The sequence below is a fragment of the Rhodococcus sp. NPDC003383 genome (assembly GCF_053589115.1).
Genome location: NZ_JBSFRG010000001.1, coordinates 205,117 through 227,154 on the forward strand (window position 1 = coordinate 205,117; position 22,038 = coordinate 227,154).

The 22,038-nt window shown below is 67.6% G+C and carries 21 protein-coding genes; 16 read left to right on the top strand and 5 right to left on the bottom strand.

Translation table 11 applies throughout. The annotated features are described in order from the left end of the window. Positions 1 to 9: 9 nt before the first annotated feature. The 8 genes from ACWDTS_RS00890 (at position 10) to ACWDTS_RS00925 (ending at position 7,022) form a co-directional block, all read left to right on the top strand. Positions 10 to 1,053 carry a 2Fe-2S iron-sulfur cluster-binding protein gene (locus ACWDTS_RS00890; protein WP_450117349.1) on the top strand — a complete coding sequence of 348 codons (1,044 nt, stop codon included), beginning with the start codon at positions 10 to 12 and terminating at the stop codon, positions 1,051 to 1,053. 202 nt (positions 1,054 to 1,255) lie between these two features. After that, the gene (locus tag ACWDTS_RS00895) at positions 1,256 to 2,359 is read left to right on the top strand and encodes an alkene reductase (RefSeq protein WP_430716616.1); all 1,104 of its coding nucleotides are present in this window, start codon (positions 1,256 to 1,258) and stop codon (positions 2,357 to 2,359) included. 52 nt (positions 2,360 to 2,411) lie between these two features. Next, complete coding sequence (locus ACWDTS_RS00900) at positions 2,412 to 3,221, top strand: MaoC/PaaZ C-terminal domain-containing protein (RefSeq protein WP_277370492.1); 810 nt, start codon at positions 2,412 to 2,414, stop codon at positions 3,219 to 3,221. A gap of 37 nt (positions 3,222 to 3,258) precedes the next feature. After that, positions 3,259 to 4,074 carry a mycofactocin-coupled SDR family oxidoreductase gene (locus ACWDTS_RS00905; protein ID WP_026061840.1) on the top strand — a complete coding sequence of 272 codons (816 nt, stop codon included), beginning with the start codon at positions 3,259 to 3,261 and terminating at the stop codon, positions 4,072 to 4,074. Between the two features lie 14 nt (positions 4,075 to 4,088). Further along, on the top strand, positions 4,089 to 4,598 hold the full coding sequence (locus ACWDTS_RS00910; RefSeq protein WP_450108203.1) for an SRPBCC domain-containing protein: 510 nt from the start codon (positions 4,089 to 4,091) through the stop codon (positions 4,596 to 4,598). 47 nt (positions 4,599 to 4,645) lie between these two features. After that, the gene (locus ACWDTS_RS00915; protein WP_450117350.1) at positions 4,646 to 5,395 is read left to right on the top strand and encodes an SDR family NAD(P)-dependent oxidoreductase; all 750 of its coding nucleotides are present in this window, start codon (positions 4,646 to 4,648) and stop codon (positions 5,393 to 5,395) included. Between the two features lie 40 nt (positions 5,396 to 5,435). Next, a complete protein-coding gene (locus ACWDTS_RS00920) occupies positions 5,436 to 6,176 on the top strand; it encodes an SDR family NAD(P)-dependent oxidoreductase (protein WP_450108205.1) in 741 nt (246 codons plus the stop codon). 141 nt (positions 6,177 to 6,317) lie between these two features. Beyond that, complete coding sequence (locus tag ACWDTS_RS00925; protein ID WP_450108206.1) at positions 6,318 to 7,022, top strand: DUF899 domain-containing protein; 705 nt, start codon at positions 6,318 to 6,320, stop codon at positions 7,020 to 7,022. A gap of 83 nt (positions 7,023 to 7,105) precedes the next feature. Here the strand turns inward: ACWDTS_RS00925 and ACWDTS_RS00930 are convergent, their stop codons facing one another. Further along, positions 7,106 to 7,882 (bottom strand): hemerythrin domain-containing protein, encoded by a 777-nt coding sequence (locus ACWDTS_RS00930; RefSeq protein ID WP_450117351.1) that lies wholly within the window; start codon positions 7,880 to 7,882, stop codon positions 7,106 to 7,108. A gap of 190 nt (positions 7,883 to 8,072) precedes the next feature. Between ACWDTS_RS00930 and ACWDTS_RS00935 the strand changes: the two genes are divergently transcribed. Then, positions 8,073 to 8,714, top strand: a complete 642-nt coding sequence (locus tag ACWDTS_RS00935; protein WP_450117352.1) for a TetR family transcriptional regulator — start codon at positions 8,073 to 8,075, stop codon at positions 8,712 to 8,714. Here the strand turns inward: ACWDTS_RS00935 and ACWDTS_RS00940 are convergent, their stop codons facing one another. Next, positions 8,715 to 9,305, bottom strand: coding sequence for a methyltransferase family protein (locus tag ACWDTS_RS00940; RefSeq protein ID WP_450117353.1), 591 nt, complete (start codon positions 9,303 to 9,305; stop codon positions 8,715 to 8,717). A gap of 91 nt (positions 9,306 to 9,396) precedes the next feature. Between ACWDTS_RS00940 and ACWDTS_RS00945 the strand changes: the two genes are divergently transcribed. The 6 genes from ACWDTS_RS00945 (at position 9,397) to ACWDTS_RS00970 (ending at position 17,831) form a co-directional block, all read left to right on the top strand. Continuing rightward, entirely contained in the window at positions 9,397 to 10,395 is a 999-nt protein-coding gene (locus tag ACWDTS_RS00945; RefSeq protein WP_450117354.1) for an NADPH:quinone reductase, read from the top strand. A gap of 16 nt (positions 10,396 to 10,411) precedes the next feature. Then, positions 10,412 to 12,757: an FHA domain-containing protein gene (locus ACWDTS_RS00950; RefSeq protein ID WP_450117355.1), complete on the top strand. Its 2,346-nt coding sequence runs from the start codon at positions 10,412 to 10,414 to the stop codon at positions 12,755 to 12,757. Positions 12,758 to 12,795: 38 nt separating this feature from the next. Next, a complete protein-coding gene (locus ACWDTS_RS00955) occupies positions 12,796 to 13,251 on the top strand; it encodes a nitroreductase/quinone reductase family protein (protein WP_197257981.1) in 456 nt (151 codons plus the stop codon). Between the two features lie 560 nt (positions 13,252 to 13,811). Further along, entirely contained in the window at positions 13,812 to 17,033 is a 3,222-nt protein-coding gene (locus tag ACWDTS_RS00960) for a bifunctional cytochrome P450/NADPH--P450 reductase (RefSeq protein ID WP_450117356.1), read from the top strand. A gap of 60 nt (positions 17,034 to 17,093) precedes the next feature. Further along, positions 17,094 to 17,363 (top strand): GlsB/YeaQ/YmgE family stress response membrane protein, encoded by a 270-nt coding sequence (locus ACWDTS_RS00965; RefSeq protein WP_450117357.1) that lies wholly within the window; start codon positions 17,094 to 17,096, stop codon positions 17,361 to 17,363. Between the two features lie 90 nt (positions 17,364 to 17,453). Next, positions 17,454 to 17,831, top strand: a complete 378-nt coding sequence (locus ACWDTS_RS00970) for a VOC family protein (protein WP_450117358.1) — start codon at positions 17,454 to 17,456, stop codon at positions 17,829 to 17,831. A gap of 18 nt (positions 17,832 to 17,849) precedes the next feature. On the opposite strand, the gene fmdA is transcribed toward ACWDTS_RS00970, so the two are convergent. Next, the gene (gene fmdA / locus ACWDTS_RS00975) at positions 17,850 to 19,103 is read right to left on the bottom strand and encodes a formamidase (RefSeq protein ID WP_450117359.1); all 1,254 of its coding nucleotides are present in this window, start codon (positions 19,101 to 19,103) and stop codon (positions 17,850 to 17,852) included. A 22-nt stretch (positions 19,104 to 19,125) separates the two neighbouring features. Next, positions 19,126 to 19,422 (bottom strand): FmdB family zinc ribbon protein, encoded by a 297-nt coding sequence (locus ACWDTS_RS00980; RefSeq protein ID WP_450117360.1) that lies wholly within the window; start codon positions 19,420 to 19,422, stop codon positions 19,126 to 19,128. Between the two features lie 192 nt (positions 19,423 to 19,614). Between ACWDTS_RS00980 and ACWDTS_RS00985 the strand changes: the two genes are divergently transcribed. Then, positions 19,615 to 20,874, top strand: coding sequence for an MFS transporter (locus ACWDTS_RS00985; RefSeq protein WP_450117361.1), 1,260 nt, complete (start codon positions 19,615 to 19,617; stop codon positions 20,872 to 20,874). 55 nt (positions 20,875 to 20,929) lie between these two features. Here the strand turns inward: ACWDTS_RS00985 and ACWDTS_RS00990 are convergent, their stop codons facing one another. Beyond that, positions 20,930 to 21,940: an ABC transporter permease gene (locus ACWDTS_RS00990; protein ID WP_450117362.1), complete on the bottom strand. Its 1,011-nt coding sequence runs from the start codon at positions 21,938 to 21,940 to the stop codon at positions 20,930 to 20,932. Between the last annotated feature and the right edge of the window lie 98 nt (positions 21,941 to 22,038).

Genomic DNA, 22,038 nt, shown 5'->3' on the forward strand with positions numbered 1-22,038 from the left:
CGACCGAGAGTGAGCACCTTGCAGACCGTCGGTGTCGGATACGAACTGACCGTCATCGACGTCATCGAAGAGACCCCGGATTCGAAGTCGATCGTCCTGCGCACGCCGAAGAACTCCCGTGAATTGTTCGTGTACCGACCCGGCCAGTTCCTGACCGTCCGGATACCGAGCGACCGCACCGGACATGTCGCCCGGTCGTATTCGCTGTCGAGCGCTCCCGGCATCGACGACGAGTTGAAGGTCACCGTCAAACGAACCGCCGGCGGTTACGGTTCGAACTGGTTGTGCGACAACGTCGAACCGGGCAATGCCCTCACCGTCCTGCCGCCCTCGGGTCGCTTCACGCCCGCGGATTTCACGAGCGATTTCCTGCTGTTCGCGGCAGGGAGTGGCATCACGCCGATCATCTCGATCCTGAAGACGGCCCTGCTCCGGTCCGACCGGTCGGTCATTCTCTTCTACGCCAATCGCGACCGCGACTCGGTGATCTTCCACCGCGAACTCGAGGACTACGCCGCGAAGTTCGACGACCGTCTGACGATCCACTACTGGTTCGACGACGTGCACGGCATCCCTTCTCGTGAGAGGTTCGCGGCACTGGCGGCGGAGCACACCTCTCGCGAGGTGTTCGTCTGTGGCCCCGCCCCGTTCATGGACGGCGTCGCCGACGGGGTGCGAGCGGCAGATGTTCCTGCGGAGCGCCTTCATCAGGAAGTGTTCGTGTCACTTTCGGGGGACCCCTTCGAAGCACCCGCGCCGCTCGTCGACGACGATCCCGCCTCTGCGGTGGAGACGGTCGTGCACCTGGACGGCGAGTCGCATCGGTTCGAGTGGCCGAGCGGCAACACTCTCGTCGATGTACTGCTCGACCGCGGTGTCGACGTGCCGTTCTCCTGCCGATCGGGTGAGTGCGGATCCTGCGCGTGCACAGTGGTTTCGGGGAAGGTCGTGATGGAGAAGTCGGACATCCTCGACCCATCGGATATCGCCGAGGGGTACATCCTCGGATGCCAGGCACGTCCCGACTCGGGTCCGATCGAGATCGAGTTCTGACCCCGTTCACTCGACGGGCCGGATGTGTTGACGCTGTCGCAGCCAAAGGCTACAGTGATCCCCATCACGGCCCGTTCGAGTGAGATCTGTTCTATACCAATATTTTCCGTCGCGAATCGATCTCCGGACACCACGGTCCGGTCGAGTTCCGCGCCGCGGCCGTGAACAAGAGTCGTAGACCTCCTCCAGAAAAGAGACAGCGTTGACTCGGTTGTTCGACACCCATCGGCTCGGCGGACTCGTCCTCGACAATCGTCTCGTGATGGCGCCCATGACACGGGCACGGTGCATCGACACGATCCCGACCGCGGAGACGGCGGAGTACTACCGCCAGCGGGCGACTGCCGGACTGATCGTCACCGAAGGCACACCGATCTCCCCCGAAGCGCAAGGATACGTGTACGTCCCGGGGATCTGGTCGCCGACGCAGGTCGCCGGATGGCGCACGGTCACCGACGCCGTCCACAGCGAGGGCGGGCGGATCTTCGCCCAGCTCTGGCACGTCGGCCGGTTGTCGCACATCTCCCTCCAGCCGGAAGGCGGACGACCCGTCAGCGCAGGCGCCGTGCCCGCTCCGGAGAGCAAGATCTTCGCGCTCGACGACGACGGGAACGTCGGCTTCGTCGACGTCGGTGATCCCCGCCCGTTGAGCACCGAGGAAGTCGGCCGCGTCGTCGATGACTTCGCCGGTGCAGCAACCAATGCCGAGGTGGCAGGCTTCGACGGTGTCGAGTTGCACGGAGCCAACGGCTACCTGTTCGAACAGTTCCTCAACCCCGCGACCAACACCCGATCCGACCGGTACGGCGGCTCCTACACCGATCGTGCCCGGTTCCTGCTCGAGACGGTCGACGCCGTGATCGACGTACTCGGCTCCGCCAGCGTCGGGATCCGGCTCTCCCCGTTCAGCGAACTGTTCGACATGCCCGCCTATCCCGAGGCCGCAGAGACCTATCTGTACCTGGCCTCGGAACTGTCGCGCCGCAACCTCGCCTACATCCACCTCATCGACCAGCGTCCTGCCGGCGGTCGGCTTCTCGACATCGACTTCCTCACGGCCTTCCGTGCCCGGTTCCGGGGAACGATCATCCTTGCCGGCGGAATGACGCAGGAGTACGCCGACGAACTGTTCGAGCGGGACCTGATCGACCTCGCCGCCTTCGGACAACCGTTCATCGCGAACCCCGACCTCGTCGCACGCCTGCAGAACGGGTGGCCACTGACGGCACCGGACCCGAACACCTACTACGGCGGGGGCGCCGAGGGCTACCTCGACTATCCGCGATTCACCCCGGCGCGCGTGTGACGCGGCAGATACGCCACACGCGCGACGTCAACACCAGAAGGGATCTCCATCGATGACCGAAACGACGTCGACCCCCACCCGGTGGCGTGACCTCGACCTGGGCACCCGAGTGGTCGGCTACGACGAGCGCGACGCCGTCCTGTACGCGCTGGCGGTCGGCGCCCACGCCACCGACCTCGACCTGGTCTTCGAGGACCGACTCCGCGTCCTGCCCACCTTCGCCCTGACCCTCGCACAGTGGGCACCCGATGCGCTGGGCACACTCGGGGCGTTCGACACGAAGACGGCGCTCCACGGCTCGCAGAGTCTCGACGTGCTCGCTCCCCTGCCCCGGTCCGGCGAGATCTCGATGTCGGCACGGGTCGGCGAGGTCTGGGACAAGGGCCGTGCTGCGGTCTTCGAAGTGGTCGTCGAGAGCGACTACTTCGTGGCCACCTGGGCGCTGTTCGCCCCCGGCGCAGGTGGATTCGGCGGTGATCGCGGTCCGTCGGCACCGTCCGCACCCGAGGGGGACCCGACCGTCGTCGGCACTTTGACGACCGATCTCGATCAGGCCGCGCTCTACCGCCTCACCGGCGACCGGCACCACATCCACATCGATCCCGACGCCGCAGCACGCATCGGGCAACCACGTCCGATCCTGCACGGCCTGTGCACCCTCGCTGCGACCACCCTGCCTCTCGCAGACATGCTCGGCGCCCACCCGGCCGACCTGAAGACCCTGTCCGGCCGGTTCGCGGCACCCGTCTTCCCCGGCGACACCGCGCAGGTCCGCGCCTGGGGCGACGCCACCGGCGCGCGCTTCGACGTCACCACCGACGGCGGTGCCGTCTTGAACGGTGGACACGCGTCCTTCGCCTGACCCCGACCACGACCATTCCCTCTCCGAACGGAACATCATGACGAGCACACGCCGCTTCGAAGGCAAGATCGCATTCATCACCGGAGCCGCCCGCGGCCAGGGTCGCGCCGAAGCCGTCCGGCTCGCGAGCGAGGGCGCCGACATCATCGCGGTCGACATCTGCAAGTCCCTCGAATACCCCGCCTATCCCGGCGCCACCCCCGACGATCTGGCCGTCACCGTCAAGGAGGTCGAAGCGCTCGGCCGGCGCATCGTCGCCCGCGAGGTCGACGTCCGCGACTTCGACGCGCTCCAGCAGGCACTCTCGGAGGGCGTCGCCGAACTCGGCGGCCTCGACATCGTCGTCGCCAATGCCGGTGTCTGCACCGCCGCCACCACCTGGGAGCACGCCCTCGAGCAATGGAAGGAGACCATCGACATCAACCTGACCGGGGTCTTCCACACCGTCAAGGCGGCCGTGCCGATCCTGCTCGAGCAGGGCCGGGGTGGCGCCATCGTCATGACGAGCTCGGTGGCGGGTCTGCGCGGACTGCCGTTCGTCGCCGCATACTCGGCCAGCAAGCACGGGGTCGTCGGCCTGTGCAAGACGCTGGCCAACGAACTCGGACAGCACCGCATCCGCGTCAACACCGTGCACCCCGCCGGGGTGACCACCGACATGCAGCCCGTCGAGATGCAGCAGATGATCGCCGACCATGCCGCCACCCTCGGTCCGATCTTCATGAACGCCCTGCCGGACGAGGCGACCGACGCAGAGGACATCGCCGGAACCGTCGCCTGGTTGCTGTCCGACGAAGCTCGTCACATCACCGGAGCTCAGATTCCGGTCGACCTGGGAACCCTCATCCGCTGACTATCGGAGGACCGATGACCGAACTGCCTATCCCCCAATACGATTCCGCTACCACTGTTCGCTCCGTCGAGGTCGAGATCGACGCCCCCGCGAGTGTCGTCTGGGAGGTCCTCACCGACCTCGGCAACTACCCGAACTGGAACCCCTTCTGCATCGCGGTGGAATCGACACTGGAAATCGGTGCGCCGGTGAACATGACACTGGCCGACTACTCGGGAGCCACGGAGACCTTCCCGTACACCGAATACGTCTGCGCGGTGGTGCCGGAGCGTCTGCTGTCGTGGGAACTGCGACCCACCGAGGTCTCCGCGCAGGCCGCTCGGCGCGATCAGGTCATCGAGCCGATCGACGAGACCCGGTGCCGTTACTACTCCACCGACGCTTTCCTCGGCGAGGAAGCACACCAGATCATGGCCGACAGCGGTGCGTGGGTGAAGCGCGCCTTCGACGACACCGCTGTCGCGCTGAAGAAGCGCAGCGAGGCGGTCTTCGCCGAGCGCCGCCTCGACCCGCAGTCCGTGTGACGCAGACGCCGATCACCCCACCGCACGACCACTCGAAAGGCCGACATATGGCAAACCGCATGCAGGACAAGATCGTCATCGTCACCGGTGCTTCCTCCGGCCTCGGCCGAGCGACCGCCGAACTGATGGTCGCCGAGGGCGCTCGCGTGGTGATGGCGGACATCAGCCAGGAGGCGGGTGAGGCGGCAGCGCAGGCGATCGGCGCCGAATTCGTCCGCACCGACGTCGGCAACCCGGCCGAGGTCGAGGCGCTGGTCTCCGGCACCGTCGCCAAGTACGGGCGACTCGACGTGATGTGCAACAACGCCGGAGTCCACTCCGCCGCACCGCTTCTCGACACGACGAACGAGGATTTCGAACGCGTGGTGGCCGTGAACTTCGGGGGGATCTTCTACGGGACGCGGGCGGCAGGCCGTGTGATGGCGGAAAAAGGTTCCGGTGTCATCGTCAACACGGCCTCGAACGGCGGGTACCTGCCCACCGAGGGCATGGCCGTCTACTGCGGTACGAAGGCGGCCGTGGTAGCAATGTCCAAGGCCTGCGCCCTCGAACTCGCACCCAAGGGTGTTCGGGTGAACACGATTTCGCCCGGGACGATGCTGAGCGGCATGGTTCCGGACGTGGAGGGCATCGTCGAGGTCCTCGACAAGCTCCAGCCCATCGGATACGCCGCGAATCCGTCCCAGATGGCCACGGGAATCCTGTACCTCGCCTCGGACGACGCCAACTACGTCACCGGGCACGATCTGATCGTCGACGGAGGCGCCACCGCGGGCCGAGTCGCAGTCGGAATCTGACACAGCCCCGGAAGAAACTCCGCGAGAAGGAAGCGAGTCGATGAATCGGTTCGAGAACAAGGTGGCATTGGTGACCGGCGCCGCGAGCGGCATCGGCCGTGCGGTTGCGGAACGGTTCGCCGCCGAGGGAGGCACCGTCGTCGTCGCCGACATCCAGGACGACCTGGGTTCCGCTGTTGCGCAGTCGATCGTGGCCGGCGGCGGCCGTGCCGTGTACCGACACCTGGATGTCTCGTCCGAAGCCGAATGGGACGGGGCAATCGCCGAGACGGTCGACACCTTCGGTTCCCTGGGAATCCTGGTGAACAACGCGGGTATCGCCCATCCGGACCTGATCGAGGGCACCGCTACGGAGCTCTACAACCGTGTCATCGCGGTGACGCAGACCAGCGTCTTCCTCGGTCAGCGTGCGGCAAGCTCCGCTCTGAAGTCGTCCGGCTACGGTTCGGTCGTCAACGTCAGTTCGATGTTCGGCATCGTCGGAGGCTTCGGGTCCGCACCGGCGTACGCGGCCGCGAAGGGCGCCGTGCGGACCTTGTCCAAGAACACCGCGATCGCGTGGGCCAAGGAAGGTGTCCGCGTGAACTCGGTACATCCCGGATTCATCGACACTCCCACCCTCGGGGACCAGGGACACGAGCACATGGTCGCGGTGACCCCGATGGGCAGGCTCGGCACCTCGGACGAAGTGGCCGGACTCGTTGCCTTCCTGGCGAGCGACGAGGCATCGTTCATCACGGGTGGCGAGTTCGTCGTGGACGGCGGATACACCGCGCAATAGCACTCGAGGGTGGCCGGCACGAGTGGTCGTGCCGGCCACCTCCCCGGCCTGCGTCGGGTCTCGACGGGCGCCGCGATGACTTTCGGGTCCGAAACCGGTCGACACTGGAGAAGAGATCCATTCGACCCCTGGGGAGAGATCATGACCCAGCAGACCGCCCGTGCCCTACCTCCGATCGTCGACCGGCAGACCTGGCGGGAAGCGCTCGACGACCTGCGCAGACGGGAGAAGGCCGCCACCCGTGAACTCGACGCCATCGCGGCGCAGCGCCGCAGGCTGCCGATGGTCGAACTGCCCGATTACACGCTGATCGGCCCGGACGGCCCGATTCGCCTCGTCGACGTGTTCCAGGGCCACTCGCAACTCATCGTCTACCACCACATGTGGTCCGACGGCGCGGAGTGGCAGTGCGGCGGATGCACGAGCCTCTCCACGCAGTGGACCCGGCTGGGCATCCTCGACAACTACGACGCCCGCATGGTCATCGTCACCAACGGGCCCATCGACGAGGCCCTGGCCTACAAGGCCAAGGTCGGCAACAGGATGGACTGGTACTCGTCCTCGGAGAGTTCGTTCGGCGCCGACGTCGACGCGCCGCCCGGCGGCGACTTCGCGGTCAACGTGTTCCTCCGCGACGGCGACAAGGTCTACCGCACCTGGCACACCACCGGCCGCGGCACCGAACAGCTCAGCTACACCTTCGCCCTGCTCGACATCCTGCCGTGGGGCCGGCAGGAGGAATGGCAGGACTCCCCCGAGGGATGGCCGCAATCGCCCACCTACTCCAAGTGGCTCGACTCCCCCGACGTGGCGCGGCTCTACGGTCCGGGCACAGACGCCCGGTAGGGTTCGCCGCGTAGCCGCGGCGCTCCCCCACGTGGAGGTGAGTCCGAATCACTTTCCGACACAATCCAATCGAACTGATCGAACTAATCGGCGAGATTTCGGCTGCCGATCCGGCCGGTTCCGTCCCGCAGGGGGCTCGGCTCCACCGAAGCGACATCGTCCCGCCCCGGTGAGACCTTCAGCGGGCGTACAGCCGCCGCCGGTCCATCGCTCCACAACCTCGCAGCCTTGCGGCGGTATCTCCGGCCGAAGGTCTGCATGAGAACGAAGCGCGGGACGGCGGGGATGACGTGCAGGATCACATCGCAGTCCTCCGGGGTGGCGCCGTCGACGATCCAGGGTCCTTCGGCTCCCAGCTCGACGATGCCCTTCGGTTTGACGAAGTACTCGTTCTCGACGGCGAGGTACTCGGCTGTGGTGAGGGTGGCGCCGACGACCGGCATCATCTCGAGTTCTTCACGCCGAAGGTGCGGCAACAGGACCTCGGTGAGCCCGGCCAGCGTGCCGAGCAACCGGTCCCGCGCGCCGGCATCTTCACGGTATGCCCGGGCGGCCGCCTCCAGGGCGGTGATCGCGGGAGCGATCCCCCGATGGTCGGTCGCCATCTCGTCGAGCAGTGCACTCGCGGCGGGATTCCTGGCCCGGATCAGCGGCCACAGTCCGGCGTCCTCGGCGGTGTGGTGCAAGTGCAGGGCACGCATCATCCACACGATGTGGTCGGCGAGCTCTCGTCGGCGTCGCTCGTCGGGTGGTGATTCGGACACCAGTACCAGCCGGGTTCGTTCCAGATCGCGACGCAGAGCGCTGTGGACGATCCCCATGCTTCGGGTATCGGCGGGCTCATGACGCTCCATGTCCATGGCCCTCTCCTTTCCTTCGTCCGCTCAGCCCCTCGAATTCATGGAAGCCTTCTGCCGCACAACGGATTACGACTCTTGTGCAAAGGCTCGACAGATTGCTCCGATGTTCAGGGATGCGGTGGCGGAGTTCGCGGTGGCGGACCTGATACATTGAGTTCAATCAGGTTGTACCCAAATTATCGGAGCGGTGATGGCCGAAGTCAAGAGGCGATACGACGCCTCCGGCAGGCAGGAACAGGCCTGCGAGCGACGTCGCGCCGTGGTCGTGGCCGCGAAAGAGTTGTTCGAACGCGACGGCTTTCGGGCCACCACCCTCGCCGGGATCGCGGACCGGGCGGGTGTCTCGGTCAAAGGTCTCTACAAGAGTTTCGGCAGCAAGGCGGCGCTGGCGAAGGCGGTCTTCGACTTCGTGATCGCCGGTGACGACGAACCGGTGCCGGTCGCCGAACGTCCGGAGCAGCAGGCGATGTTCGCCGAACCGGACGTGCGCCGCAAGATCGAGATATTCGTCCACGCCCTGGCCCGCCGGCAGCAACGATCGGCGAAGGTGCAGATCCTCATTCGCGACGGACGGCACGTGGACGACTCGCTCACCCCGGTGTGGCGGCAACTGAGCGAGGAGGGGCTGACCGCAGCGACGATGCTCGGGGGGCACTTCCTGGCCACCGGACAGCTTCGTGCCGGCGTCGACCTCGACGAGGTTCGCGATGTTCTGTGGAACTATCTGGCGATCGACACCTACGAGCGACTGGTCCTCGAACGGGGTTGGACACTCGACCGGTATGCGGACTGGGTGGCGCGAACGATTGTCGCCGCCGTCTGTCCACCGTGATCAGAGCACGTGCGGAATCAGCCGCCACGTGCGGGCGATGTAGCGGCGGTAGGGGTCGCCGAGCGCGTCGACGAGCATGCGTTCCTCCGCCGGTATCCGCACCACATAGGCGGCGGCCAGCACGAGCACCGTGAGGGGCGCCAGCCAATTCGTATATGCGAGAGTGAATCCCAGCGCACAGATCAGCGCTCCCGTGTACGACGGATGCCGGATCCGCGCGTACGGCCCGGTGTCGATCACCCGCTGACCCGCGACCGTCTGCAGTTCGAAGGTGAACGACGCACCGAGTTCCCGCACCGCGCGCAGCCGGAATCCCTGCCCCGCCAACGCAATCGCCAGTCCGGCAACGAAAAGGAGCAGCGGCGCGGTGGTGATCGTCGTTTCCGTGACGGTCAGGCTCAGAACGGGACCGCCGACGTAGACGGCGACGAGGCCCAGCCCGACGGCGACACCGGTTCCGCGGCCGACCGGGTTCGTCGCGGACGGCGGATGCCTCCGCCCGATGAGAACCTCGGAGACGATCCACGCTGCCAGCGCTACGACCAGGGCGATCCCGGCCAGGGGCTCGCCGGCGAACAGCGGAGCGGTCACGGTCCGAGTATCCCGCCGCGCCCGGATCGGGCGCCCGCGAACCCTCGCGAACCACCCGGAGAGGACCGGCCCGGTCGGTACCATCGGATTCGTGCCCGCCCCGGAACACATGCACGCGGCCTACGTCGAATCGCTCGGCGGCGTCGACGCGATTCGCTACGGCCTGTTGCCCGTTCCGCGATGCGGCCCCGGTGATGTGCTCCTGCGGGTCGAGGCGGTCGCGGTCGACAACGTCGACACCTTCGTCCGGTCCGGACGGTTCCGAACCGAGATGACGTTCCCGTTCGTGATCGGACGTGACGTCGTGGGCACCGTGGTCGACCGGGGCGCCGACGTGACGGCCCCGAACATCGGCGACCGCGTGTGGTGCAACAGCCTGGGGCACGACGGCCGGCAGGGTCCGACCTCGGAATACACGACCGCTCCGGTCGAACGGGTGTATTCACTGCCCGAAGGGGTGGATCCGGTCGTCGCGGTCGCGGTCGCGCACCCCGCGGCGACCGCGCATCTCGCCCTGTACACCCACGCCGGTCTGCGGGCGGTCGACACGGTGTTCGTCGCCGGCGGCGCCGGGCATGTGGGCTCGGCGTTGACCGCCATGGCTGCGCGCTCCGGTGCGAGCGTCCTGGCGTCGGCGCGCGCGCAGGACCACGAATGGTGCCGTTCGGCGGGCGCGGCGCAGGTGTTCGACTATGCGGCTCCCGACCTGATCGAGCAACTGCGCGCCGCCGCTCCGAACGGTGTCGACGTGCTCGTCGACACCTCCGGCCGGCTCGACCTCTCCGACGCCCTGGAGCTGCTCGCGCTGCGCGGCCGGATCGTGGTGATGGCCGGGATGGACCGGAAACTCGAGTGCCGGGCAGGCGATCTGTACCCCCGCGACCGCAGCCTGCTCGGCTTCGCGATCAGCAACGCCACCACCGACGAGCTGGCCGAAGCGGCACGGCACGTCACCACGTTGCTCGCCGACGGGGTGCTGCGTCCCCGGCACATCGAGGAGCTACCGCTGAGCGCCGCCGGCGAGGCCCACCGCCGCCTCGAGGCCGGAGAGGCGCGCGGCACCCGCCTGGTGCTGCGTCCCGACAACTGAACGGGAGGCCGACGCGATGGACATCGGAAACGGCCGGGTAGTGATCGAGTGGGACGGCGGCCGCACCGTCGTGAATGCGCCCGACCAGGTGCGGATCGGCCGGGACGAGGCCATGGACATCACGATCGCCGATCCGATGGTCTCCCGTGAACATGCCCGCGTGCTGTGGGACGACGGCTGGTACGTCACGGACTCGGGCAGCAAGAACGGCACGTTCGTCGACGGCCACCGCGTGGATCGGATCGCGGTGACCGACTCCGTCGTGGTGCGCTGCGGTGGCCCCTTCACCGCGCCGTCGCTGAAGATCAGCGTGGCCGACCCGTCCGCGACACGGACCCGGAAGGGCATGATCGAGCAGTGGCGGACGATGCGCGCCGACGATATGCGGCCCGCGCCGCGCCGCAAGCGACGCCCTCTGGAAGCCGGCGCGCGTTCGATCGGACGCGACCGGACCTGCGACATCGTCGTGAACGACGTACTCGTCTCCCGCGTCCATGCGGCGTTGCACACCGGCCCGTCGGGCCTCGAGATCGAGGATCTGGGCAGCGTCAACGGCACGTACGTCGACGGGAAAGCGGTGACCCGCACGCCTCTGCGCGACGGCGACGTCGTCACCATCGGCAACACCGATCTGGTGGTACACGACGATCGCCTCGTGCCACGGCAGGAGGAGCCGTCACCCACGGTCGGGTTGCGTGTGCACGGCGTCGGTCTGACGATCTCCGGTGGGCAGCGACTTCTGGACGACATCAGCCTGTCCGCCCCGCTCGGTACGCTCACCGCCGTGATCGGCCCGTCCGGGGCGGGCAAGTCGACGGTCGCGAGGATCATTTCCGGAACCACCGGCCCGACCGACGGTGTCGTCGAATTCGAGGGCCACGACGTGCACTCGGAGTACGAGGCGTTGCGGTCGCGGATCGGGCTCGTCCCGCAGGACGACGTGGTGCACCGGCAGCTCACCGTGCGGCAGGCACTCGGCTATGCGGCGGAACTGCGGCTGCCGCCGGACACGACGCGTTCGGACCGGGACGAGGCCATCGCGAATGTGCTGGCCGAACTGCAGCTCACCGAGCATGCCGACACCCGTGTCGATCATCTGTCCGGCGGGCAGCGCAAGCGGGCGTCGGTGGCCCTCGAGCTGCTCACCGGTCCGTCGCTGCTGATCCTCGACGAGCCCACGTCCGGGCTGGACCCGGCCCTGGACCGGCAGATCATGGCCACCCTGCGGCGCCTCGCGGACCTGGGCCGGGTGATCCTCGTGATCACGCATTCGCTGTCCTATCTGGAGATGTGCGATCAGGTGCTGCTCCTGGCACCGGGCGGCAAGACGGCGTACGTCGGCCCGCCCGCGCAGGTGGGTTCGGCGCTGGGCAGTACCGACTGGGCGGAGATCTTCGCCCGGGTCGCGGCCGAACCCGACGCCGTGTACGCCGATCACCTGGCGCGCAGCACCCTGGTCGAGCAGCCACCGGCGACCGAGCCCGGTCCGCTGCCGCAACCGGCCCAGACGTCGCGGACGAAACAACTCGGCACGGTGGCGCGGCGGCAGCTGCGACTGATCCGCGCGGACCGCGGATACCTGATCTTCCTGTCGGTGCTGCCGTTCGTCCTCGGCGGCCTGACCATTCTCGTGCCGGGCGACGACGGTTTCGGATTCCCGGCCCCCGGTGAAGAACCCGGAGAGCTGTCGTTCATCCTCATCCTGCTGATCCTCGGCGCCTGCTTCATGGGCCTGTCGCTGACGGTGCGCGATCTCGTCGGCGAACGGCAGATCTACTTCCGGGAACGCGCCGCAGGACTGCAACCCTCCGCTTATCTGTGGGCCAAGATCCTGGTGTTCTGTGCGGCGGCGATCGTCCAGTCCGTTGTATTGGTGCTGGTGGTCATGGCCGGCAAGGGCGCTCCGGGCCCCGGCTCCCTGATTCCGGTCGGCGCCGTGGAACTGATGGTGGACATCGCGCTGACCACGTGCTCGTGCGTCGTCCTCGGCTTGGCCCTGTCCGCGGTGGCCCGGTCGAGTGAGCAGGTCATGCCGATGCTCGTCGTGGCGGTGATGGTGCAGCTGGTGATGAGCGGGGGCCTGATCCCGATCACCGGCCGCGTCGTGCTCGAACAGTTGTCATGGCTGTTCTCGGCACGCTGGGGATACGCCGCATCGGCCTCGACCGTCGACCTTCGCGCGAAGGATCCGACGGCCGAGGCCGATGCGCTCTGGCAGCACACCGCGTCGGCGTGGCTGTTCAACATCGGGATGCTGATGCTGGTCGGAGTCGTGCTCGCGCTGTTCGCCTACAGTCGGCTGCGGTTGCGGGGTCGGCGCTCGGCACGTCGACGCGAACTCCGCGCTCGCGCAGGCGGCTGATCCGTGCCGCGACCGACACCCGAACAAAGGACACAGCCATGAGCTTCGACACCCCCGCGGGAACTCGTGGTGCCCGCCAGCCGTCCGGTCCCCTGTTCCGTCTGGTCAACAAACTGATGGCCGGGCGCATCCGGCGCAGTGGCCGCTTCCGCGGGAGCAATGCCCTCATCCTCACCACTGTGGGCCGCAAGACGGGGCAGGAACGTTCGACGCCGGTCAACTGGTTTCCCGGTCCGGACGGCAGCCGGCTCATCGTCGCCTCGGCCGCCGGCGCCGCCGGCAATCCCGGCTGGTACTACAACATCGCGGCCAACCCCGACAAGGTGCGCATCGAGGTCGAAGGACGCACCGTCGCCGTCGACGCCGAGCAACTTCACGACGCCGAACGAGAGCGCGCCTGGGAACAGATCGTCAGCGCGAGCCCGGGGTTCGCCGATTACGAGAAGAAGACCGACCGCGAGCTTCCCGTCATCCGACTCACCGAGCGGAACTGACCCACGATCGGCGCCGACTCTGCTTTCCCCCAGCAGGTCCGCTGTCGGAGACCGCAGCAGACTCGGTCCGCAGCCGCGACCGGACCGAACCTCGCGCACTCCACGCAGCCCGAAGCAGCTGAGCAGCGCGGGGGCCAGGGGCGGCGGCCGCGACCACGAGGAAGGCCGTGAAGAACCCGCTGCCGAGCGCCTCGAGCGCGCGGGGTTGCGCGGCGGCACCGGGCGCGACCGCAGGCAGCCTACCCACCGCGATCGGGCGGAGCCTGCGGCGGCGGGTGGGACGGCGGGGCGATCGCATCCACCTGGTCGTTGTTCACGTAGTGACTCCGTCCGGTATCCGAGGGCCCGGAATCGGCGCGCGAGACCGAGTAAAATTTCGCTCGATCGTTCCCGTTCTGCCTGCAACGGTGAGGATTGTCGATGCCGAGATCCGATCGGACCGCAGATCCCGCCACCCCGGCCCGACCCCGGCGGCGGACGTCCTCCCCTGCTCCGGCACTCACCGGTGCCGCTGCATCCGCGACCGCGACAGCCAGGGCTTCCCTCGCTCGGAGCAACCCATGACGACACCGATCGGACTCGACGACCTTCCCGGCCCCCACGGACTCCCGTGGCTCGGCAACCTGCTGGACATCGACACCCACAGCCCGATCGACGGCTTCATCGCGCTCGCCCGCGAATACGGCCCGATCTACAAGCTGTCGCTGCCCATGGGGACCCGGGTGATGGTCTCCGGCGCCGATCTCGTCGACGACCTGTGCGACGACACCCGGTTCGACAAGCAGGTCGGTGCCGGGCTCGGCGCTCTCCGCAACAGCGTCGCCGGATCCGGATTGTTCACCAGCGCAACCGACGACCCGTTGTGGCATCGCGCCCACAACATCCTCATGGCGCCGTTCAGCCAGCAGGCGATGCGCGACTACGTCCCGCGCATGCTGGACATCGCCGGCCAGCTGATGGACAAGTGGTCGCGTCTCAATCCCGGCGACGAGGTGAACGTCCCGGTCGACATGACCGCACTGACCCTCGACACGATCGCCCTGTGCGGGTTCGACTACCGCTTCAACTCCTTCTATCGCGAGACACCGCACCCGTTCGTCGCGGCGATGGTCCGCTCGCTGGCCCAGGCGCAGAAACGCGCCCGCCAGCTGCCGATTCAGCGGCGCCTGGACATCCAGGCGAAACGGCGGGCCCAGGAAGACCAGGAGTACATGCAAACCCTTGTCCAAGGGCTCATTTCGGAACGTCGCCGACGCGGAAGCGACGCCGACAATACGGACCTGCTGGGCCGCATGCTCGAGGGTGTCGATCCGAAGAGCGGTCTCGGCCTTCCCGACGAGAACATCGTCGCCCAGTGCCTGACATTCCTGATCGCCGGGCACGAGACGACCAGCGGCCTGCTCTCGTTCGCACTGTACTTCCTGGTGAAGCACCCCGAGATCGCCGACCGTGCACGGGCCGAGGTCGACGAGGTGCTCGGCAACGATCCACAACCCGGATACGAACAGATCCGCCGCCTCACCTACGTCACGCAGATTCTCGACGAGACGCTCCGATTGTGGCCCACCGCACCGATGTTCACGCGCACACCACGCCAGGACGAAATCCTCGCCGGACGCTACGAGATCCCCGCCGGCACAGGACTTTCCGTAATCATCCAAGCGTTGCACCGCGACCCGGCCGTCTGGGGCGACGACGCCGACACATTCGATCCCGACCGCTTCACCCCCGAACGCAAGCAGGCGCTGCCCCCAAATGCCTACAAGCCCTTCGGCACCGGACTGCGGGCCTGCATCGGACGGCAGTTCGCGATGCAGGAGGCCACGCTCGTCCTCGGAATGCTCCTGCAACGCTTCGAGTTCGAAGATCATCGCGACTATCGGCTGCACACCCGGACCGCGCTCACCGTCAAACCGGACGAATTCTACATCCGGGTACGACCTCGCGCCGGGCACACACTCGGCACCGCGGCTCCTGTCGCCGCAGACACCGCGCCCACCCCGGAGCCTGTCGTCGAGCCCGCAGCTCCCGGCGCCGGGCACGGCACACCGCTGACGATCCTGTTCGGCTCGAATCTCGGTACCGCCGAAGGCATTGCGAACAAACTCGCCCGGGAAGGCACCGAACACGGATTCCGGGTGACCGCCGGTACGCTCGACGACCACATCGATGCCGCCCGTACGGCGTCGTCGCTGATCGTGGTGTGCTCGTCGTACAACGGGATGCCACCGGAGAACGCCGAACAATTCGTCGCGGCGCTGCGCGAGCCGTCGCTGCCCGACGATGCGTACTCGGCCGTGCGATACACCGTGTTCGGCTGCGGCGACACCGACTGGGCCGCCACCTATCAGGCGGTCCCGACCCTCATCGACACGGAACTCGAACGGCACGGCGCGCAACGCATCCGCCCGCGCGGTGCGGGCGACGCACACGGCGACTTCGACGCCCAGTACCGGCAGTGGCATTCGGAGTTGTGGTCGGACTTCGAAACCGCCCTCGATCTGCCCTCGGCAGCCGTCGCACCTCCGGACGGCGGTGGCATGTCGATCTCGATCGTCAACCGTCAGCTCGCCAATCCCGTCGTCCTGTCCTATCGAGCCGTCCCCGCCCGGGTCCGGGTGAACCGGGAACTCGTGCGCGACGGTGCCACCGTTCCCGAGCCTCGATCCACCCGGCACGTCGAGGTCGCGCTGCCCGACGGCATGGACTATCGCGCCGGTGATCATCTGGGCGTGCTGCCGCGCAACAGCGTCGACTTGATCCGGCGGGTGATGTGGCGGTTCGGCCTGGATGCCGGGATGTACCTCACGATCGTCGCGGACCCCGGCACCCACACCCACCTGCCGGTCGACGAATCCACCCCGCTGCTGGGAATCCTGGGCAGTTGCGTCGAACTGCAGGCCTGCGCCACCCGCGCCGACATCGAGGTGCTCGCCGAGCACACCGCGGATCCGGAACAACGCGCCGAACTGACGGACCTCCTCGACGACGAGCAGTACCGCGACGAAGTCGCCCTGCCCAACGTCTCGGTTCTCGACCTGCTCGAGCGTTTCCCCGCCTGCACGGTGCCGTTCGAGAAGTACCTGGATCTGCTGCCACCGCTGCAGCCGCGGTACTACTCGATCTCGTCGTCGCCGGCGACCGATCCGGCGACGTGCAGCCTCACCACCGGGGTGCTGCGCGCCCCGGCTCGCGGTGATGGTCGTCCGTTCGCGGGTGTGTGCTCGAACTATCTGGCGGACATGGCACCCAACAGCACCATCTTCGTCTTCCGCCGTCGGCCGACCATCCCGTTCTACCCGCCGTCCGATCCGAGTGTGCCGATGATCATGATCGGGGCCGGGACCGGGCTGGCACCGTTCCGCGGGTTCCTCCAGGAACGCGCCGCCCAGAAGGCACGGAGTGGTTCGGTGGCCCGTTCGCTGTTGTTCTTCGGTTGCCGCTGCCCCGGATACGACGACATCTACTCCGACGAACTGGAGTCCTACGCGTCGAGCGCCGACGTCGGGGTGCACATTGCGTACTCACGGCAACCGCGCGAGGGCCGCCGGTACGCGCAGGACGAGATGCTCGCCCACCAGGACGAGATCTGGGATCTGATCGGGCAGGGCGCGTCGATCTTCGTGTGCGGCAACGCCCGCACGCTCGCTCCCGGGGTTCGTGCCGCCCTGAGCCAGATCGTGGCAGGTAAGCGCGGCTGCTCGGTCGACGAAGCGCAGACCTGGCTGTCCGGTATGCGCGCAGAACACCGCTTCCTCGAGGACATCTGGGGCGGAAGCTGAGTAACGCCGCGAGCCCCGCAATACCGGGCCTGCTCGGGTTTTGCTGCCTATACTCCCGGCATGCTGATCATCGGGATCATCCTGTTCGGATTGCTCGTCGGCGCGGTCGCACAGCTCGTCGTGGGCAAGTCCAAGTCCGGAATCGACTGGACCCTGGCGTTCGTTGCCGGTGTCGGCGGTTCGTTCGCCGGTGGCCTGATCATCAGCCTGCTCGCCGGCGACGGTCTGGCGCTGCGCCCCAGCGGCATCATCGGTTCCATCGCCGGCGCGATCATCGTGACCGCGCTGTGGTCGTGGTGGAAGACGAAGTCCACGTCGCCGGTCGACTGACCATGCTGCACACCTGACCGCGCCGCACACCTGACCTGCGGATACACGATTCCGGCAGCGAGAGCGCGCTTCCGGCCGTACCGTGAACCGATGATCACCGGCGTACACACTCTGGTCTACTCCGACGACCCCGACGCGACCCGCGCGTTCTTCCGCGACATCCTCGGGTTCCTCTCCGTCGATACCGGTGGCGGCTGGCTCATCTTCCGCACCGGACCGTCCGAACTCGGCGTCCACCCGACGTCGGGCGTCCACGAAGGCGTCGAGTACACCTCGCCTCGTCAGCATTCGATCTCGCTGATGTGCGACGACCTCGAATCGACGATGGCCGAATTGTCCTCGAAAGGTGCACGATTCACCCGTGAGGTACGCGACGACGGCTACGGCCTCACCGTCGATGTTGCGGTACCCGGGGCCGACGACATCCTGCTGTTCCAACCGCGCTACGATCCGCCGGCCTTCCTCTGACCGGCACGGCGACGCCGATCATGCGGGCGAATGCGGTGCTCCCACACCCGGATCGATCCGCACCGGGCCGTCCGCCGTCGGCTTCACGGGGAAGTCGAAGATCGTCGTCGGAATGTACACCGTCGCACAGGAGTTGGGGATGTCGACGACCCCCGACAATCTTCCCTCGATCGGTGCCGCGCCGAGCAGCAGATATGCCTGTTCCGGGCTGTATCCGAATTTCGTGAGGTAGTCGATCGCGTGCAGGCATGCCCGCTGGTATGCCAGTTGGGAATCGAGGTAGCGCTGTTCGCCGTCGAGGGTGACCGAGGTGCCGGAGAACGCGAGCCATTCCGAGAACTGCGGGTCGGTGTTGCCCGGCATGAAGATCGCGTTCTCGCTCACCCCGTAGGTCTCCATGCCTCCCCGGATGAGGTCGACCCGCAGATCGATGAAGCCGCCCATCTCGATGGCCCCGCAGAACGTGATCTCGCCGTCGCCCTGCGAGAAGTGCAGGTCACCGACCGACAGATTCGCGCCGTCGACGAACACCGGGTAGAAGATCCGACTCCCCTTGGTGAGGTTCTTGATGTCCTGGTTGCCGCCGTTCTCGCGCGGCGGCGCGGTCCGTGCCGCCTCTGCCGCGACCCGGTCGAAATCCGCACCGGTGAGACTGCCGAGGATCGCGCCGTCCGGCTCGGGCGGTAGTGCCAGCGGCGGCACCCGGTCCGGATCCGTGGCGATCAGCGCGGCTTCGCGCGTGTTCCACGTCGAGAGCAGAGCGTGCGAGGGGGCCGTCCCCATCAATCCGGGATGCACGATGCCGGTGAACGACACGTGCGGGACGTGGCGACTCGTCGCCTTCTGTCCGGAGAAGTCCCAGATCGCCTTGTACGCGTCCGGGAATTGATCGGTGAGGAAGCCGCCACCGTTGGGCTTGGCGAAGATCCCGGTGTAGCCCCAGCCCTGACCGGCGAGCGGGCCGGAGTCCTCCTGCGGGATCGGGCCGACGTCGAGGATGTCGACGATCAGCAGATCGCCGGGCTTCGCGCCCTCCACGGCGAACGGTCCCGAGAGTGCGTGCACGGTGTGCAGCGGCGCGTTGCGGATGTCGTCGGCCGAGTCGTCGTTGTGGATCGCCCCGTCGAACCATTCCCGGCAGTGCACCCGGAACGAGTCCCCCGGCTTCACGGTCGCGACGGGCGGGATGTCGGGGTGCCAGCGGTTGTGACCGATCTTGTCCTGGTCGGTGAAGCGGCGGGTCGAGTCGAGGGGGAAGATGACGTCGGGCACGAAACCTCCTTGATCGGCAACTTCAGGGGCGAGGAAGCAAGCGGTGCCGGGGATCCGTCGTAACGGGCCGCGGCGGTCGCCGCGAGCTCCCCGGCAGTGCACCCGATACGACGCCGGGTTCGGACGCCGTCCGCTCTGCCGCATCGTGTGCACGCATCGCCGCCGATCCGCCACGACCGAGGCGCGGCGCGGCGAGCAGACGCGGAGCCGATCGGGCACAACGGGGGCAGGGCGCGGCCGGCCCGACCTCGCTCATCGACATCGAGAGATCGAAGGAACCGCAGTCGGCGCATCGGAATTCGTACAGCGGCATCGGCATCCGTTCTTCGCATATCCGGTGTGCCCCCGACCGTATCCGACCGATTGCGGCCGCGCCGGAGGTCGGCGAAAGTCGTAACGTCGAGGCAACCTTGCGGCCCGGGTGCTGCGACTGCCTGGCAACCCGGGCGAATCGGCGACGGCGACGTGCCCGTCGAGTCGCCCGCGGCGACGGCTCTGCCAGGATGTGCCCATGAAATCAGTGGCCCGGCTGGGCACGATCCCTGTGTCCACGATGGTGCTGCTCGTTGCCCTGTATTTCGCGCAGGGCCTGCCGTTCGGGTTCTTCACCCAGGCTCTGCCCGTGGTGCTCCGGGAGTCCGGATTCTCGTTGATCGCGATCAGCGCGACCGGAGTTTTGTTCGCACCGTGGGCGCTGAAGTTCCTGTGGGCGCCGTACGTCGACCACTACGGCACCCGCCGCCGGTGGCTGCTGACGCTGCAGCTGCTGTCGGCGGCGGTGACCCTCTCGATGGCGGCAGTGGATCTCGAGTCGTCGCTGCGCTGGCTCCTGGTCGGGATCGCGGTCGTCAATGCGGTGTCGGCGACCCAGGACATCGCCACCGACGGGCTCGCCGTGCAGCTGCTGGGCCCGCGAGAGCGCGGTGTCGGCAACGGAATTCAGGCGGGCGCCTACCGAATCGGGATGATCGTGGGCGGCGGTGCGTTGCTGTGGCTGTTCTCCATCGCGGGATGGCGAGCGCTGTTCGTCACGATGGCCGTGTTGCTGCTGGTGACGACGATCCCGGTGTGGACGATGCGGCAGACGTCGGTGCGCAGCGCTCAGGAGCCGACGACCCCGGTCCGGCTGGCGGCCGGGTGGTGGACGCGTCTACGTCGGCCCGGGATGGTCACATTCATCCTCTTGATCGGCGGTTTCAAGTTCGGAGACTCGATGGGGTCGGCGATGGTCGGCCCCTTCATGTCGGACTCGGGTCTGTCCCTCGGGCAGATCGCGCTGATCAAGGGCGTCCTGTCGTCGGTCGGTGCACTCGCGGGTGCCGCGATGGGCGCGTGGATGTGTTCGCGGTGGGGCCGGCGGAGGGCTCTGCTGATCGGTGGCGTCACGCAGACCGCGAGCGTGGCGCTGTATCTGGTCGCGTCGCTCGGGGTCGGCGGATTCGGATTGATCGTCTCGGCGAGCCTGGCCGAGCACATCCTCGGCGGCGCCGCGACCGTGGCCGTGTTCACGCTCATGATGGACGCCGCCGATCGCGACCACGCGGGCAGCGACTACACGCTGATGGCGTGCGCGATCGTGGTCGTCCAGGGCATCGCCGGTTTCGCAGCGGGTGCGGTAGGTGAGCTGCTCGGCTATCCCGCTCTGTTCGGCACGAGTGTCGCCCTGTCGGGGCTCGGCTGTGCGGTTCTGCTCGTCGCTCTCGACCGGGGAGTGGGACCTCGTGGCGTCGGTGACGTCTGGCGAGCGCCCGAACGGACGAACGCAACCTGAACGGATTGGGCCGGACGCCCATGTGGCGTCCGGCCGAATCCGGGTCGGGCAGGTGTCAGGCCTGCGCCTCGGCGGGTGCGCGACGCGCGCCCACGGCGTAGAGCGCCAGGCCCACGACGACCCACGTCACGAGAGTCAGTGCGGCCGTCGATCCGCCGGCCCAGTCGAAGTAGGCGGCCGAGCGGACCAGGGTTCCGGCTGCACCCGGCGGCAGGATCTGGCCGAACGTGCCGAGCCCGCTGGGCAGCCACGCCGACGTGGTGGCGATGCCGGCCAGAGGGTTGCCGAGGAACATCATCGTCATCGCGCCGAGTGTGAATCCCTTGGCACCGAGCGCTTTCTGCAGACCAGCCAGCGGAAGGGCGAGCCCTGCAATGCCCAGAGTGAGCGCCGCCGCGACCGGCCACATGCCCGATTCGATGCTGCCGAACCAGTAGGTGAGCACAGCGGACACTGCGATTCCGCCGAGCGCGGCGAAGCCGACCAGGCCCGCGAGGTACCACGCGTTGCCGCGCGGGAAGACCTTCCGGAACGCGACGACCGGGACGATGCCGCCGAAGACGAGCGGGAACGCGAGTCCACCGATGCCGATGCCGGTTGGATCGGACGCGGGCAGCGGAACGACGTCCTCGACCGACACGGCGGACCCGGTCGCCCGGGCCACGGTCTGAGCGGTGCCGGTGAGCGATCCGGAGATCGCGGACGAACCGGCACTGGCGACCAGGGCGTGGACGTCGCCGCTCTCGACGACGAACCCGCCGACGACCTCGCGGTTACGGATCGCGTCGCGCAGGGCCTCGTCGGATTCGAAGCGCTGCGTCTCGTATGCACCCGGGGCAGCCTCACCGAGGGCCTGCTCGAATTGGGCGGTATCGGTTCCCACCACCCCCACCTGCAGGTCGTGGGCGCCGCTCTCGAGCGACGGCAGGATGAAGACCATCAGCAGCAGGACCAGGATCACGCCGAGGCCGGCGCACATGGCGAGCAGCATGGCGGCAGGGTTCCGGGTGCGTCCGGAAGCGCCCTCCTCGGCTGCCGCCGGGGACTTCGTGTCGATCTGTGTCATTCCCTCGTCCTTATTGTTCCGGTCTTGAACCGGATGAAAATCCTCCACTTATGTGGAGAATAATTCTCCGTTTAGAATGGGATGTCAAGAACGCCCGT